Below are 14,069 nucleotides of genomic sequence, written 5' to 3' on the forward strand. Positions count from 1 at the left end.
CGGGTTGCGGTGTCGTCAGGCGGGGGCGGGCGCGGCGCTTGCCGGCGGCGTCGCGTGCTTGGCCAGCGGATCGCCAATGAGCGGGCTCGGCACGTTCTCGCCGCGCTTGCGCTTGAACCAGGCGACCAGGCATTCGCCCAGCATCAGCATGGCCGGGGTCAGCACCAGCGTCAGCACCGTCGCGAAGGTCAGGCCGCCGGCGATGGCGCTCGACAGCTCCGTCCACCACTGGGTCGAGGGCGCGCCGAATGCCATGGTGCGGTGGATGAAGTCGATATTCACGCCGATCACCATTGGCATCAGCCCGAGAACGGTGGTGATCGAGGTCAGGAACACCGGCCGCAGGCGCTGGGCGCCGGTGCGCAGCAGTGCTTCCAGCGGCGGCTGGCCTGAGCGCCGCAGATCGTTGTAGGTGTCGATCAGGACGATGTTGTTGTTGACCACGATGCCGGCCAGCGCGATCACGCCGATGCCGCCCATCACCACGCCGAACGGCCGTCCGGTGAGAAGCAGGCCGTAGAACACCCCGGCCGTCGAGAACACGATGGCGCTCATCACAAGGATGGCCTGGTAGATCGAGTTGAACTGGGTCACCAGCACCAGGAACATCAGGAAGATCGCCGCGCCGAAGGCGCCGGCGAGGAAGCTCATCGCTTCCGCCTGGTCCTCCGCCTCGCCGCCGAAGCGGAAATCGACGCCGGGCGGCAGGCTGGCCTGTTCCAGCGCCTGCCGCAGGGCGACGATCTGGTCGTTGACCAGCAGCCCTTCGGCGACGTCCGCCTCCACAGCCATGACCCGGCGCTGGTCGATGCGGATGATCGTGCCGACCTTGGGCGCCGGCTTGAAGGAGACGAAGTTGCGGATCGGCACGAGGCCCTGCGCGGTGGGGATCCTCAGATCCTGCAGGCGCTCCAGCGTCCGGTCGCCGGCCGGGAAGCGCACGCGGATCGGCACCTCGCCGTCGCCGCCGGCATCCTCGGGCCGATAGTTTGAGACCTCGATCCCGGCGGTCAGCAGCCGGACGGCCTGGCCGAGCAGCGAGACATCAGCGCCGTAGCGCGCGGCCTCCTCGCGGTTGACTTGCAGCTGCCATTCGACGCCGGGCAGGGGGCGCGTGTCGGTGACGTTGGTGAAGCCGCCGATCTCCTCCATCAGCCCGCGGGCCGTGGCGATGCCGTCGGCCAGCGTGTCCAGCGACGGGCCGAGCAGCTTGAGATTGACCGGCTTGCCGCTGGCCGGGCCGTTCTGTTCCTGCTGCACCTGGACCGTGATGCCGGGAATATCGGCGACCCGGGCGCGGATGTCGTCGAAGATCGCGGTCGCCTTGCGCCGCTCGTCCCATTCGTCGAGCTCGAGCTGGACGGTGCCGATGACGTCGGCGCCGACCTGGCGGGCGCCGCCTTCGCTCAGCGTGCGGGCATAGACGGTCTGCACCTCCTCCATGCCGAGCAGCCGGTTCTCGACCCGGCGCACCAGCGCGTCGCGCTCGAAGATCGAGAAATTGTCGCGGGCGCGGATCTGCACCTGGGCAAATTCCGGTTCGATCGACGGGAAGAACTCGACGCCCTTGCCGTGCTGCGAATAGCCGTAGAAGGCGCCGACAAGCAGGACGGTGGCGATGACGAGCGTGGCGAAGGGCGCCTTCACGGCACTGCGCAGGACGCGCAGATAGGTGCCGGTCCAGCCGCCGATCTGCGACATGTCGCCGGTCTCGGCGGCCTCGATGGCCGCGCGCTGCCGTGCCGGCATCGGCTGGGCCTTGCCGATCATGCCGCCGAGGACGGGAATAAAGACCAGCGCCATGAACAAAGACGCGGCGAGGGTGATCATCACCGTGATCGGCAGGAATTTCATGAACTCGCCGACGATCCCGCTCCAGAACAGAAGCGGCAGGAACACGGCGAGCGTCGTGACCGTCGAGGCGATGATCGGCCAGGCCATGCGCTTGGCCGCCTGGCGATAGGCGTCGCGCGGGGAGGCGCCTTCCAGCAGCCGCCTATCGGCGAGCTCGGTGGTGACGATGGCCCCGTCGACCAGCATGCCGACCACGAGGATCAGCGAGAACAGGACGATGATGTTCATCGTGTAGCCGGCGAGCCAGAGGATCGCGATGCCGGCGAGGAAGGAGCCCGGGATCGACAGGCCGACCAGCACCGAGGTGCGGAAGCCGAGCGCCGCGACGATGACGATCATCACCAGGACGATGGCCGAGATGACGTTGTTCTCGAGGTCCCCGAGCATGGTCTTCACCTGCTCGGACTCGTCCTGCAGGTAGCGCACGCTGACCGTTTCGGGCCAGGCTTCCTTCTGGCGCGCGACCACCTCGCGCACGGCGTCCACCGTCTCGATGATGTTGGCGCCCGAGCGCTTCTTCACTTCCAGTGCCAGCGACGGTTCGCCGTCGATGCGGGCAAAGCCCTCCGGGTCCTCGAAGGTGCGCCGCGCGATGGCAACGTCCTTGAAGGTCAGAACCGTCGAGCCGTCGACCTTGATCGGCAGGTCGAGCACGTCCTGCGCGTCCTCGATCAGGCCGGGCACCTTGAGGACGATGCGTCCGGCCCCGGTATCGAGTGCGCCGGCGGCGATCAGCCGGTTGTTGCGGCTGATCTGGCTGACCAGTTCGTCGAAGGAGAGATTGTAGGTCTCGAAGACCGTGGGGTCGATCAGGACCTCCATCAGCTCTTCGCGCTCGCCGCCGATGTCGATCTCCAGAACACCCGACAGGGCTTCCAGATCGTCCTTGAGGTCGCCGGCGATGTTGACCAGCGACCGCTCGGGGATCGGCCCCGACAGGACGACGGTCAGGATCGGGAACAGCGAGGTGTTCACCTCGGTGACCACCGGCTCGTCGACCTCGGCCGGCATGTTCGGCTTGGCGCGGTCGACGGCGTCCTTGACGTCGGTCAGCGCCTCGTCGGCGTCGAACCCCGCCTCGAACTTCAACTGCACAGAGGCGAAGCCCTCGGAAGCGTGCGCCTCCATCTCGTCGAGCCCTGAGAGCGACGATAGTTCGGTCTCCAGCGGCCGCACGAGCAGGCGCTCGCTGTCCTCCGGCGAGATGCCTTCCAGCACTGCGCTGACATACATCACCGGGATCGGGATGTCGGGCGAGGATTCCTTCGGGATCGCCTGATAGCCGGCGACACCGGCGATCAGCACCAGGATGAGGAACAGGAGGACCGTGCGCGACCGGTCGAAGGCGGCGTCGATGAGGGCTCTCACTGGCCCGTTTCCGCGGCGTCGTCGAGAAGCAGGGCGCCCGCCAGCGCCGGCGTCACCTCGCCGGTCACCTCCATGCCGTTGTCGCGCTGATAGGCGCGGATCGCCGAACGGGTCGATGCGCCGAGAACGCCATCCACGGTGCCGGGCGAATAGCCGAGCGTCTCCAGCCGCTGCTGCAGCGCCCGCACCGGGAGGGCCTCCAGCGACGCTTCGATCTCGGCGGCGGTCTGCGGGGCGATTGCGGCGGTCTCCGTGCTCTCGTCGGTGGTCGCGGTCTCCGGCATGTCCGCGTCGGCATCGCCCTGCGCTACGATCCCGCCGTTGCCCTCTCCCTGTTCGCTCACCGTCTCGCCGACGATGTCGGGTGCCGGTTCGGGAAGCTCCACCTGCGGATCCGCCGCCGTCTCCGGCTCGCCCGACTTACCCGGTTCGGGCGCCACGACGCGCACGGTCTCGCCGGCCGCGACGAAGCCCTGGCCCACCGAGATGATGCGCAGCTCTTCGGGCAGTCCGCTCACCCAGATGCCGTCTGTCTCGGCGCGCACCAGTTCGATCGGGTGGAAGCTGACGACGTCGCCTTCGCCGACCGCCTTGACGCCGAGCGTGCCGTCCGGGCCGAGCGCCAGGAGGGCCGCGGAGATGAAATGCGCCGGCGTCTCGCCGGTGGGGATGCGGACCTGCGCCGAAATGCCGGCCGGGATGTCGCGGTCGGGATTTTCGACCACGACCTCCACCGGGAAGGTCCTGGTGGCGGTATCGGCATTGGCCGCGATGTAGCGCACCATGCCCTCGCGCGCCTCGCCGGTGATGAAGGTGACGGCGGCCGGCTGGCCGACCCGGACCTTGCCGACATTCTGCTGGGCGATCTGGACGTCGACGGTCAGGGGATCGATGTCGATCTGCTGGCCGATCTCGGCGCTGGCGGCGACGAACTCGCCGAGATCGAGGTCGAAGGCGTCGAGCACGCCGGTGATCGGCGCGCGGATCTCGGTATCGCCGGTGGTCTGCCGGATCGCCGCCAGTGCTGCCTTGGCGCTGGCGAGTTCGGCCTGCGCGGCCTCGACTTCGGCGGCGGTCGAATAGCCGCGATCGGCCAGGCCCGAGACGCGGTCGTACTCGCCCTGACGGCGCGACAGCTCGGCCTCGGCCTGGGCGACCTGGGCGCTGCGATCGTCGAGCGCGATCCGGGCGATCAGCGTGCCTTCCTCAAGGAAATCGCCCTTGGCGACGAGCACCTCTTCCACCGTGCCGCCGACCTTGGCGCGCACCGGAGTGATGCGGTCGGGCGAGACCTGACCCTCGGCGGCGACGAACTGGGTCACCGCCTTGGCGGTCGAGGCGAAGGCCTCGACGGTAAAGGGCTGCTGCTGGCGCGCCTGCGGCGCCGTGGCGGTCTCCTCGGCAGGGTAGAGATAGCCCGAGCCCATCCACGCCACGAGGGCGAGAACGAAGAGGGTCGCCAGCCAGCCGGCATAGGACCTCGGTTCCCTGGCGGGGGGCGCGGTGTCGGCAGCCGGTGTCTGCGTCCGGTTTTCGTCGGTGCTGGTCATCGGTCGTCCGGGGTTTGCGCGGGCACAGGCTGATCGGCGAGGCGCGCGGCGATGTCGGCAAAGGCGGAGACCGACGTTTCGAAGAACTGGCGTGCTTCGTCGAGCCGGGCGCGCTCGACAGCGGCGTCGCCGGGCAGGGCGTCGGCGGTCTGGGCAAGGGTCGCGAGCATGTCCTGCATCCGCGCGATGATGCCGCGCATCATGTTCGCATAAGGGCGCTCGGCGAGGCGGAAGAAGTCCTGGCGCTCGCCCGGCACGGCCATCCGCTCGATCAGGCCCTTGCTCTCGAGGAGCCGGGCATTGGTCGAGATCGAACCGCGGCTGACGCCGAGCGTTTCGGCCAGCGCGCCGAAGCTCACCGGTTCGGGCGCAAGGATCAGATAGCCGAACAGACGGCCCGCGATCCGCGGCAGGCCTTCCACTTCGAGATGGTGTCCCATGCGGTCGACGAAATGCGCGCGCACGGCGCTGCCGTCGTCGGCCGGGACGGACTGGGGATCGAGGACGATGTTCATCCGGCGCAGATACGTGCGCCGGGCCGTTCAATCAAGACTGAACGAAGACAAATCGTTCAGCTACGGCTGAATGTCACAGACGGGGGCCGATCAGCCGGCGGCGGGCTTGCCCGGCCCCGCGGGGACGACCGGAGCGGGCGGCTGGAAGCTCTTCTTCAGCCGCGCGCTCAGATCCTCGAAGGGCTGCTTGCAGGGCCCTTCCTCCGGATGTTGGACGAGATGTTCGTAGACATGCGGCACCAGATCGACGGCCTGGTCCAGCGTCTGGTCGCTGCCCCGCTGATAGCCGCCGAGGAGACGCAGATCCCGCGTGTCCTCGTAGCGCGAGATCATGCTGCGCAGGCGGCTGACCAGCTCGCGCTCCTGCGGGTTCCAGGCCCGGTCGGCGAGGCGCGAGATGGATTTCAGGACGTCCACAGCCGGGAAACGGCCCTGTTCGGCGATCGCGCGGTCCAGCACGATATGGCCGTCCAGCGTACCGCGGATGGCGTCGGCAATGGGATCGTTGTGATCGTCGCCATCGACCAGCACCGAGAAGATGCCGGTGATCGAGCCGGAGCCTTCGAGCCCCGGTCCGGCACGCTCCAGGAGCTGCGGCAGTTCGGAGAAGACGCTCGGCGGATAGCCGCGCGCGACCGGCGGCTCGCCGGCCGCAAGGGCCACGTCCCGGGCGGCATGGGCAAGGCGGGTAACGCTGTCGACGATCAACAGCACGCTGTCGCCCCGGTCGCGGAAATATTCGGCGACGCTGGTGGCGGTGCGCGGTGCCAGGCGCCGCATCATCGGGCTCTCGTCGCCGGTGGCGACGATGGTGACGACCTTGGACAGATTGCCGGCCATGGTCTCTTCGAGGAACTCGCGCACTTCGCGGCCACGCTCGCCGACGAGGGCGACCACCACGGTGTCGAAGCCCTTGGCGCGCGCCAGCATGCTCATCAGCGTCGACTTGCCGACGCCGGAGCCGGCGAAGATGCCGATGCGCTGGCCGCGGACGAGCGGCGTGAAGATGTCGAGGGCGCGCACGCCCGTGGCGACGGGCTTGCCGGTGCGGCCACGCTGCATGGCGGGAAGCGGCGGCGCGTCGGCGCGGCGCGGATCGTCGCCTTCCGTTACCGGTCCCTTGCCGTCGGTCGGCCGGCCGAAGGCGTCGAGAACGCGGCCTTTCCAGCTGCGCGAGGGCGAGACCATGAAGGGCCCGATCTGACGGGCCGGCGCCTTGACGCCGCGCACGAAGCGGTTGGCGAAGGGTTTGACGGTCAGGCTGCCCTGCTCGATGCGCACCACTTCGCCGATGGCGTCGCCATCATCGCCCGGGCAGGCAATGCGATCGCCCAGCCGCACGAAGGGCGAGAGGCCCGCGACGCGGAAGGCCTGCGGCGACACGTCGATGATGTGGCCGGTGATCGACAGGCAATGATCGTCGAGCCGGGTCTGGCCGGAACCGGAGGTCGGCGCAGCCGTCACGAGTTCGTCCCGAGCGTCTTGACCGCGTCATCCAGCGTGCGCTCCGAGCTCTGCACGAGGTTGGACGCGTTCTCGAAGGCGCGCTGTAGCGAGATCAGCCGGCTGATCTCGAGCATCGGATTGACGTTCGAGCCTTCCTGGAAGCCCTGAATCACACCGACATCGGCGAATTCGACGATCGGCACGGCGGCGCGATCCGGGATCAGGCCGGAATTCTCGAAGCGCGTCAGCTTGGCGCCGGCCGGCAGCTGGAACAGGCCGACAGCACCCGCCTGGGCGCCGTTCTGGGTGATCATGCCGTCGCGGGTGATGGTCACCGGGCCGGCATTCGGATCGACCTGCAGCGGCGCGCCGCCGACATCGACGAGCGGATAGCCGCTGATCGTCTCGACCATGCCCTGGGCATTGATCCGCATGCGGCCGTCGCGGGTGTAGACCGGCCCGTTCGGCCCCTGGAAGGCGAAGAAGGCATCGCCGTCCACGGCCATGTCCAGCGGGTTGCCGGTCTGGGTCATCTCGCCGGAGCGGGTGGAGAAATAGGTGGTGCCCTCGGAGGCGAAGGAGACCGGCTCGGGCGCGCTGAGCGAGATCAGCTCCTCGAACTTGATCTCCTCGGCGCGAAAGCCCGTCGTGCGCGAATTGGCGACGTTGTGGGCAATGGTGTCGAGGCGCTTCGACATGGCGAGCTGCGCCGACAGGGCGACTGGAAGAGCAGTTTCCATCGTCAGATATCCCGACTGTCTTGGAGGAGACCGGAAGTGGCGGCCGAACCGGCGGACAGGGCCGACCGGTCAAGAACGCGCTCGATGCGGGCCCGTCCCGCCATGCGGACGATGGCACCGGCCATATCGCGGCGCTTGAGGGTCGATCGGTTGGTTGCGGCCGGCATACGGGCCTCCGGTAGAAGAATGTATGCGGTGAAAATCCGGGCTCACCCTTGCGCCAGCCTGTCGCCACGCGCCGTTCAAGCCCGATCCGGCCGCCAGCGCCGCCGAATGGGTGCGAGGGCAAGGCTCGCACAAGCGGTACTTCCTACCGGTGGTCTGCAACATTCGCATTCGGGGGCCGCATGGGCATTGTAGTCGGACTGATCGTCACCTTGAGCTGCCTTCTCGGCGGCTTCGTCGCCATGGGTGGCCATCTCGGCGTTCTCGTGCAGCCGTTCGAGTACGTCATCATTCTCGGGTCTTCGATCGGAACCTTCCTGGTCGCCAACCCCACCAAGGTGGTCAAGGACACCGGCAAGGCGGTCAAGGAAGCCTTCGCCAACAAGGTGCCCACGCAGAACGACTATCTGAAGGTGCTGGCCCTCCTGCACCAGCTGATGCGCGAGATGCGCTCCAAGTCGCGCGGCGAGGTCGAGGCGCATATCGACGAGCCGAAGGAGTCGCCGATCTTCCAGGCCTATCCGGAGCTGATGAAGGACGAGTCGCTCGTCCACTTCATCTGCGACTATTGCCGCCTCATCATCATCGGCAACGCTCGTCCGCACGAGATCGAGGCGCTGATGGAAGAAGAGATCCAGACGATCTCCTCGGATCGGCTCAAGCCCAAGCACGCCCTCCAGGACATGGCCGACGGCCTGCCGGCACTGGGCATCGTCGCCGCCGTTCTCGGCGTCATCAAGGCCATGGGCGCGCTCGACCAGTCGCCGGAAGTGCTCGGTCACCTGATCGGCGCCGCCCTCGTCGGCACCTTCGCCGGCATCTTCTTCTCCTATGGCGTGGTCGGCCCGGTCGCCACCAAGGTGAAGTCGGTGCGCGAGAAGAACATCCGCGTCTTCGTCATCGTGCGCTCCACCCTGATCGCCTACATGAACGGCGCCATCCCGCAGGTCGCCCTCGAATACGGCCGCAAGACCATCTCTGCCTACGACCGCCCGTCCATCGACCAGGTCGAGACCGAGACCATCGGCGGTGGAGCCTGATCCGATGAGCCAGACCGAACAGATCAGCGGAGCGGATGTCGGCGAACGCCTTCGCAATGCCGCCGAATTTGAACCCCGGCGCCTGCCGCGCCTCAAGCACATGGCCGAGACCTGGGCCGCCTCGGCCGCAACCAAGATCTCCGCGATCGCCGGCGCGAGCCTCGACCTGACGCTTCGCGAGGTGGAGTCGGATTTCGGTCCCGAGCTCGACGAGGCCGAAGACGACGGCACCATGTATGCGCCATTGTCTTCGCCGCGTTTTCGCAGCCCCGGCTATGCGATGCTCGACCACGAGGCGCTGGAGGCCCTGATCTCCGCGCTCTTCGCCGCCGAGCCGTCACCGCCGGGAACCCCGCCGCGCACGCCGACAGATCTCGACCGCAGCATCGTCAAGCTGGGGCTGGCGACCATCGCCGACTCCGCATTGTCGGTGTTCGAGATGATCGGCGAGTTGCGTCTGTCGGTGGGCAACATCATCAACGCGGCCGAACTCGGCGAGCAGCTGGCCGGCGAGACCGACCGGTTCATCCTGTTCCGCTTCGATCTGACGGTCGCCTCGCTGTCGACGACCATCACCTTCGCGCTGCCGGGCGCGCTCTTTGCGCCGCATCTCCGCTTCCTGCGCGAGCCGCCGAAGATGCCGCCGCCGGATCGCGAGGAAAGCTGGTCGAACGCCATCAAGGAAAGCTTCGCCAAGAGCGATCTTCGTCTCAGTGCCATCGTCACCAAGAAAAAGATCGACCTGGGAACGATCGCCGGCTTTGCCGTTGGCGACACCATTCCGCTGGATGTCAGCGCCAACAGCCTGATCGCCATCGAATGCGAGGACCAGCCGCTGTTCCGCGCCCATATGGGCCGGTCGCGCGATTCCTACGTCGTCCGCATCGAAGAGCGCATCGACCCCGCCGAGGAGTTTATTGATGATATCCTATCTGCTTGATTTCGCTCTCGTCGTGGCGCTGGTCGTGACGGCGTTCCGCTGCACCCGCATGCAGCGCGAGCTGCGGACCCTGCGCTCCTCGGAAAGCGCGCTCTCCGCCTCGCTGGCGCAGGCCGATGCCTCGATCACCCGCGCCGCCGAAGTGGTGGTCGGGCTGAAGCACGAGGGCGTCGAGACGCTGCACCGCCTGGAATTCCGGATCGCCGAAGCCGACGACGCCACCGACCGGCTCGAGCGGCTGGTCGCCGAGGCGGACGCGCTGCCGCGCCGTGCGGAGGCCGGCCGCGTCCATCGCGTCCTGCCGCCGGCAGGCGAATGGACCGATCGCAGGCTTCACGCCAGTCTGGCCGGCTAAATCGGATTGATCACTCCCGTGTGACACGGCCCCCGCATGATGCGGACGGCTGAAGACCCAAGGACGAAAACGCCATGACCGACGACAACTTCGCCACCAGCAGCGCTGACCTGGGCACCGGCCGGATGGATCTGGACCTGGTGAAGGATCTGCAGGTCACGATGCACATCGTGCTCGGCTCGACCAGCATGACCGTCGCCGAAGTGCTCGACCTGGGTCGCGGTGCCGTGGTCAAGCTGGAGAGCAAGGTCGGCGACCCGGTCGACGTGATCATCAACGGTCGTGTCATCGCCCGCGGCGAGATCGTCGTCCTCGACAATGACGAGCAGCGCTTCGGCGTCACCCTCACCGAGGTCGCCAAGCCGGGCGCGCGCATTGCCGCCAAGAACCAGCGGGCAGCCTGACGATCATGTCGATGATCGCCGCTTTTCAGGATAACGTTCCGGAACTGCCGGCAAGCGGCAAGGCCCGCGTGGCTGTTCTGCTCCTTACCCTCGGAGCACCCGGCACGTCCCGGTTGCTCAAGCATTTCTCCGCCAGCGAGATCAAGCTTCTGAAGGAAAGCGCGGCCGGTCTGCAATCGGTCACGCCCGAACAGATCGCCGAGCTGGTCGACGAGTTCCAGGACGCCTTCAAGAAGGCGCCGGGGCTGGACGCGCCATCCCAGCAGATGACCAATCTGCTCAAGGAATCGCTGTCGGAAGAAGAATTCGAGACGATCTTCTCGGTGTCGCCCGGCGAAGGCGACGACGGCGCGAAGGCTGCCGAGCGCGATTCCCGCAATGTCTGGGATTCGGTCGCCGAGCTGCAGGGCGAGATCCTCGCGCCGAGGCTGTCGCGCGAACACCCGCATGTCGTGGCTGTGCTCCTGTCGAAGATCCGGCCCGACACGGCCGCGACCGTTGCCCGCGAATTCGATCCGGCCTTCCGGCATGACGTCATGCGCCGGGTGCTGACGCTGAAGTCGCTGACGCGGCCGGTGCAGCGCCTGCTCGAGGTCCATCTGCGGCAGGCCTATCTGGCGTCGCCGGACAGGGGCGAGCAGCAGAGCAGCCACACGATCCTCGCCGACATCGTCAACCGCATGTCGAAGAGCCATGCCGACGACCTGATCGTGATGCTCGACCAGACCTCGCCGAAGGATGCCGAGAAGCTCCGCAACCTGCTCTTCGCCTTCGACGACATCGTGGCGCTCGACAAGCGCGCCCGCATGGTGCTGTTCGATGCGATCGACACGGAGGTGATCATCACCGCCTTCGTCAGCGCGAGCGAAGAGCTGAAGGAGGCCGCACTGTCCTCGCTCAGCGCCCGTTCGCGGCGCATGGTCGAGGCCGAGTTCAAGCGCGGCGACGAAAAGCCGGCGGCCGACATCGATCGCGCCCGCCGCCAGGTGGCCAGCACGGCGCTCGAGCTGTGGAGCCAGGGCAAGCTGGATCTGCACGGCGAATCCGAAGCATAGCGGCGCGAAAGCGCCGCGTGTCCTCCACGGCTTTCCCGTCATCGGCCGGGAAAGCCGTTCTCTTCACTGAACGTCAACACCTGCGGAGCTTAATCGCCAGTGTCGGATAGCGAGGACAAATCCTCAAAAACAGAGTTCCCGACCGAGAAGAAGATCAGCGACGCGGTCGAGAAGGGCAACCTTCCGGTTTCGCGGGAAGCGCCTATTCTGGCCTCGCTTCTGGCCATCATGGCGTTCATCGCGCTGCAGGCCCGTGAGGGCGTCCAGCGCCTCCTGCTGTCGCTGCAGACGACGTTCGAGAACCCGCTTCAGTGGGATTTGGATACGAGTGCCGATGCTCTACACGTCCTGCACATGCTGGCCCGCGAGGCCGTCTGGTTCATCCTGCCGGCCGCAGGGCTTTTCGTCGCCGGCGGCGTCATCTCTTCCGTCCTGCAAAATCCGCCCCAGATCAATATCGAGCGCATTCGTCCGAAATGGTCGAACGTGTCGCCGGCATCCGGCTTCACGCGCATTTTCGGCCTGCGCGGGCTGACGGAGTTCGGCAAGGCGGTGTTCAAGTTCATCACCATCGGCGTCGTCGTCAGCATGTTGCTCGTGTCGAGCTTCCCGACGATGATGCAGGCCATGTTCGCGGACCCCGTGCTGGTGCCCGAGCTGATCCTGCAGATGGCGATGAAGCTCTTGTCGGGCATCTCGATCGCCACCATCGTGCTGGTCGCCGCCGACCTGGCCATGACCCGGTTCCACTGGCGCCGCGACCTGATGATGTCGAAGCAGGAAATCAAGGACGAGAACAAGCAGGCCGAGGGCGATCCGCAGATCAAGGCGCGCCAGCGCCAGATCGGTCGTGACCGGGTGCGCCGCCGCATGATGGCCGACGTGCCGCTGGCCACCCTGGTGATCGCCAACCCGACCCATTACGCCATCGCGCTGCGCTACAATCGCGAAGAGGGCGGCGCTCCGATGGTCGTCGCCAAGGGCGCCGATCTGGTCGCGCTGAAGATCCGTGAAATCGCCGAAGCCAACGATGTTCCGGTGATCGAAGACAAGCTCTTGGCAAGGTCGATGTACGATCATGTCGAAATCGATCAGATGATTCCGCCCCAGTTCTTCAAGGCGATCGCTGAGATCATCTATTTCCTCCACTCCCGCACGGGATCCAAGGTAGGAGTTGCTACAGCGTAGCCATGCTGGATATTCGCAAGCACAGGACCTTGTCCCGGGAGCGCGCGCTCGCCGAAGGCATCAAGGAAGTCGCCGCCGAGCTGCGGCTGGTCGAAGTGGTCGATTACATCGCCTTCCTGCGACTGGAGCGCTACGGCAATCTGTCCGACATCGTGACCTCCTCGGCGGAGCTGTTTCTCAAGCCGGGTGTTCTGCGCTTCGCCAATTCCGGTCATGTCCGGGTGTCGTGGGGCACGGTGCCGATCGTCTGCCTGGCGCTGGAATTCGTCTATGACGGCGTGACCGCGCATTTCCAGCTCGAGCTGGGCGCCGCCACCGCGGCCGTCGACATCACCTACATCTCCTTCGACAGCCCGGCCTGCCCCGACGAGGGCGTCGAGCGTCTGGAAAACGCCATCCACGACGCGCATCTGAAGCCGCGCGCGTCCTGATCCGGGCTGTCCGGCGGACCGCTCCGATCCCCCTCCGCAAGTCCCGCACCAGCCCCGCTCCGCGCGCCATGCCGCGGATGCGGGATTATGGCCTCCTGCGGGCAATACTTTCCCCCTGCCGTTTCATTTCAAGTCGTTCCTGCCGATCCATCAAGCTTCGGACAAGCGCCTCGTCCTAAGGCTGGACCCGTCGCAAGTTTTCAGCGCGGATCGTCATGGATAGTCTCTACATCTTCGGGCTCGCATCGCAGCGCACCGCCTATCTGGCCCAGCGCCAGACGGTGGTCGCCGAGAACGTCGCCAATGTCGACACGCCCGGCTACACCTCCAAGGATCTCTCGTCCTTCACCGAGGCGCTCGACGCCACGGCGCTGCGCATGTCGCGGTCGCAGTCCATGCATCTGGCCTCAATGGACAGTGCGGGCGGCAGTTCCGACGTTGTCAACGAGATGCCCTGGAGCGTCAAGCATTCGGGCAACTCCGTCAGCCTGCCGCAGGAAATGCTGAAGGCCGGCGAAGTATCGCGCGAATACGCCCTCGGCACGTCGGTGGTGAAGTCGTTCCACCGCATGCTCATCATGTCCGCGAAGGGATAATCCGATGGCCGATCCACTGCTCTCGTCTCTGAAGATCGCCGCCAGCGGCCTGCAGGCGCAGTCGACGCGCATGCGCATCGTCTCCGAGAACATCGCCAATGCGCAGACCACCGGCACGACGCCCGGCAGCGACCCGTATCAGCGCAAGATGGTCAGCTTCCAGAGCGAGCTCGACCGGGTCTCGGGCGCCCAGATGGTCTCGGTCGACAAGGTCGGCCGCGACGACACGCCGTTCATCCTGGAAAGCGATCCCGGCAATCCGGCCGCCAATGCCGACGGCTACGTGAAGATGCCGAATGTGCGGATGCTGGTCGAGATGGCCGACATGCGCGAAGCCAACCGCTCCTACGAAGCCAATATCCAGGTGGTGAAGCAGGCGCGTGAAATCATCAACATGACCATCGACCTGCTGAGGAGCTGAC

At 66.7% G+C, this 14,069-nt stretch carries 15 protein-coding genes; 9 read left to right on the top strand and 6 right to left on the bottom strand.

Features of this window, described 5'->3' with window-relative positions; genetic code table 11:
• Positions 1 to 15 precede the first annotated feature (15 nt).
• The 6 genes from H536_RS0109740 to H536_RS24345 form a co-directional block, all read right to left on the bottom strand.
• On the bottom strand, positions 16 to 3,222 hold the full coding sequence (locus tag H536_RS0109740; protein ID WP_024350299.1) for an efflux RND transporter permease subunit: 3,207 nt from the start codon (positions 3,220 to 3,222) through the stop codon (positions 16 to 18).
• The gene (locus tag H536_RS0109745; protein ID WP_024350300.1) at positions 3,219 to 4,772 is read right to left on the bottom strand and encodes an efflux RND transporter periplasmic adaptor subunit; all 1,554 of its coding nucleotides are present in this window, start codon (positions 4,770 to 4,772) and stop codon (positions 3,219 to 3,221) included. The genes H536_RS0109740 and H536_RS0109745 overlap by 4 nt, the downstream gene beginning before the upstream one ends.
• Positions 4,769 to 5,287: a GbsR/MarR family transcriptional regulator gene (locus H536_RS0109750; protein WP_024350301.1), complete on the bottom strand. Its 519-nt coding sequence runs from the start codon at positions 5,285 to 5,287 to the stop codon at positions 4,769 to 4,771. The genes H536_RS0109745 and H536_RS0109750 overlap by 4 nt, the downstream gene beginning before the upstream one ends.
• A 90-nt stretch (positions 5,288 to 5,377) precedes the next feature.
• Positions 5,378 to 6,751, bottom strand: coding sequence for a flagellar protein export ATPase FliI (gene fliI / locus H536_RS0109755; protein WP_024350302.1), 1,374 nt, complete (start codon positions 6,749 to 6,751; stop codon positions 5,378 to 5,380).
• Positions 6,748 to 7,473, bottom strand: a complete 726-nt coding sequence (gene flgF / locus H536_RS0109760; RefSeq protein WP_009210361.1) for a flagellar basal-body rod protein FlgF — start codon at positions 7,471 to 7,473, stop codon at positions 6,748 to 6,750. The genes fliI and flgF overlap by 4 nt, the downstream gene beginning before the upstream one ends.
• A 2-nt stretch (positions 7,474 to 7,475) precedes the next feature.
• A complete protein-coding gene (locus tag H536_RS24345; protein ID WP_155898447.1) occupies positions 7,476 to 7,640 on the bottom strand; it encodes a hypothetical protein in 165 nt (54 codons plus the stop codon).
• Positions 7,641 to 7,820: 180 nt separating this feature from the next.
• On the opposite strand from H536_RS24345, the gene motA reads away from it, so the two are divergent.
• The 9 genes from motA (at position 7,821) to flgC (ending at position 14,068) form a co-directional block, all read left to right on the top strand.
• A complete protein-coding gene (gene motA / locus H536_RS0109770) occupies positions 7,821 to 8,678 on the top strand; it encodes a flagellar motor stator protein MotA (RefSeq protein ID WP_024350303.1) in 858 nt (285 codons plus the stop codon).
• A gap of 4 nt (positions 8,679 to 8,682) precedes the next feature.
• Entirely contained in the window at positions 8,683 to 9,618 is a 936-nt protein-coding gene (locus tag H536_RS0109775) for a FliM/FliN family flagellar motor switch protein (RefSeq protein ID WP_024350304.1), read from the top strand.
• Positions 9,599 to 9,973, top strand: a complete 375-nt coding sequence (locus H536_RS0109780; protein WP_024350305.1) for a hypothetical protein — start codon at positions 9,599 to 9,601, stop codon at positions 9,971 to 9,973. Before H536_RS0109775 ends, H536_RS0109780 begins: the two co-directional genes overlap by 20 nt.
• 74 nt (positions 9,974 to 10,047) lie before the next feature.
• Positions 10,048 to 10,377, top strand: a complete 330-nt coding sequence (gene fliN, locus H536_RS0109785) for a flagellar motor switch protein FliN (RefSeq protein ID WP_024350306.1) — start codon at positions 10,048 to 10,050, stop codon at positions 10,375 to 10,377.
• 11 nt (positions 10,378 to 10,388) lie between these two features.
• Positions 10,389 to 11,432 (top strand): FliG C-terminal domain-containing protein, encoded by a 1,044-nt coding sequence (locus H536_RS0109790; RefSeq protein ID WP_024350307.1) that lies wholly within the window; start codon positions 10,389 to 10,391, stop codon positions 11,430 to 11,432.
• A 99-nt stretch (positions 11,433 to 11,531) separates the two neighbouring features.
• Positions 11,532 to 12,620, top strand: coding sequence for a flagellar biosynthesis protein FlhB (flhB, locus tag H536_RS0109795; protein ID WP_024350308.1), 1,089 nt, complete (start codon positions 11,532 to 11,534; stop codon positions 12,618 to 12,620).
• Between the two features lie 29 nt (positions 12,621 to 12,649).
• Complete coding sequence (locus H536_RS0109800; protein WP_228239723.1) at positions 12,650 to 13,051, top strand: hypothetical protein; 402 nt, start codon at positions 12,650 to 12,652, stop codon at positions 13,049 to 13,051.
• Positions 13,052 to 13,266: 215 nt separating this feature from the next.
• Positions 13,267 to 13,647, top strand: coding sequence for a flagellar basal body rod protein FlgB (gene flgB / locus H536_RS0109805; RefSeq protein WP_024350310.1), 381 nt, complete (start codon positions 13,267 to 13,269; stop codon positions 13,645 to 13,647).
• 4 nt (positions 13,648 to 13,651) lie between these two features.
• The gene (gene flgC, locus H536_RS0109810) at positions 13,652 to 14,068 is read left to right on the top strand and encodes a flagellar basal body rod protein FlgC (RefSeq protein ID WP_009210354.1); all 417 of its coding nucleotides are present in this window, start codon (positions 13,652 to 13,654) and stop codon (positions 14,066 to 14,068) included.
• Position 14,069: the final 1 nt, after the last annotated feature.

This window comes from Aurantimonas coralicida DSM 14790, from assembly GCF_000421645.1.
Lineage (GTDB): Bacteria > Pseudomonadota > Alphaproteobacteria > Rhizobiales > Rhizobiaceae > Aurantimonas > Aurantimonas coralicida.

Bases quoted from the DNA above. Each gene is read 5' to 3' on its own strand.
- H536_RS24345 (WP_155898447.1), bottom strand. From the start codon at position 7,640: ATGCCGGCCGCAACCAACCGATCGACCCTCAAGCGCCGCGATATGGCC.
- motA (WP_024350303.1), top strand. From the start codon at position 7,821: ATGGGCATTGTAGTCGGACTGATCGTCACCTTGAGCTGCCTTCTCGGC.
- fliN (WP_024350306.1), top strand. From the start codon at position 10,048: ATGACCGACGACAACTTCGCCACCAGCAGCGCTGACCTGGGCACCGGC.
- H536_RS0109750 (WP_024350301.1), bottom strand. From the start codon at position 5,287: ATGAACATCGTCCTCGATCCCCAGTCCGTCCCGGCCGACGACGGCAGC.
- flgC (WP_009210354.1), top strand. From the start codon at position 13,652: ATGGCCGATCCACTGCTCTCGTCTCTGAAGATCGCCGCCAGCGGCCTG.
- flgF (WP_009210361.1), bottom strand. From the start codon at position 7,473: ATGGAAACTGCTCTTCCAGTCGCCCTGTCGGCGCAGCTCGCCATGTCG.
- H536_RS0109790 (WP_024350307.1), top strand. From the start codon at position 10,389: ATGATCGCCGCTTTTCAGGATAACGTTCCGGAACTGCCGGCAAGCGGC.
- H536_RS0109780 (WP_024350305.1), top strand. From the start codon at position 9,599: ATGATATCCTATCTGCTTGATTTCGCTCTCGTCGTGGCGCTGGTCGTG.
- H536_RS0109775 (WP_024350304.1), top strand. From the start codon at position 8,683: ATGAGCCAGACCGAACAGATCAGCGGAGCGGATGTCGGCGAACGCCTT.
- H536_RS0109745 (WP_024350300.1), bottom strand. From the start codon at position 4,772: ATGACCAGCACCGACGAAAACCGGACGCAGACACCGGCTGCCGACACC.
- flgB (WP_024350310.1), top strand. From the start codon at position 13,267: ATGGATAGTCTCTACATCTTCGGGCTCGCATCGCAGCGCACCGCCTAT.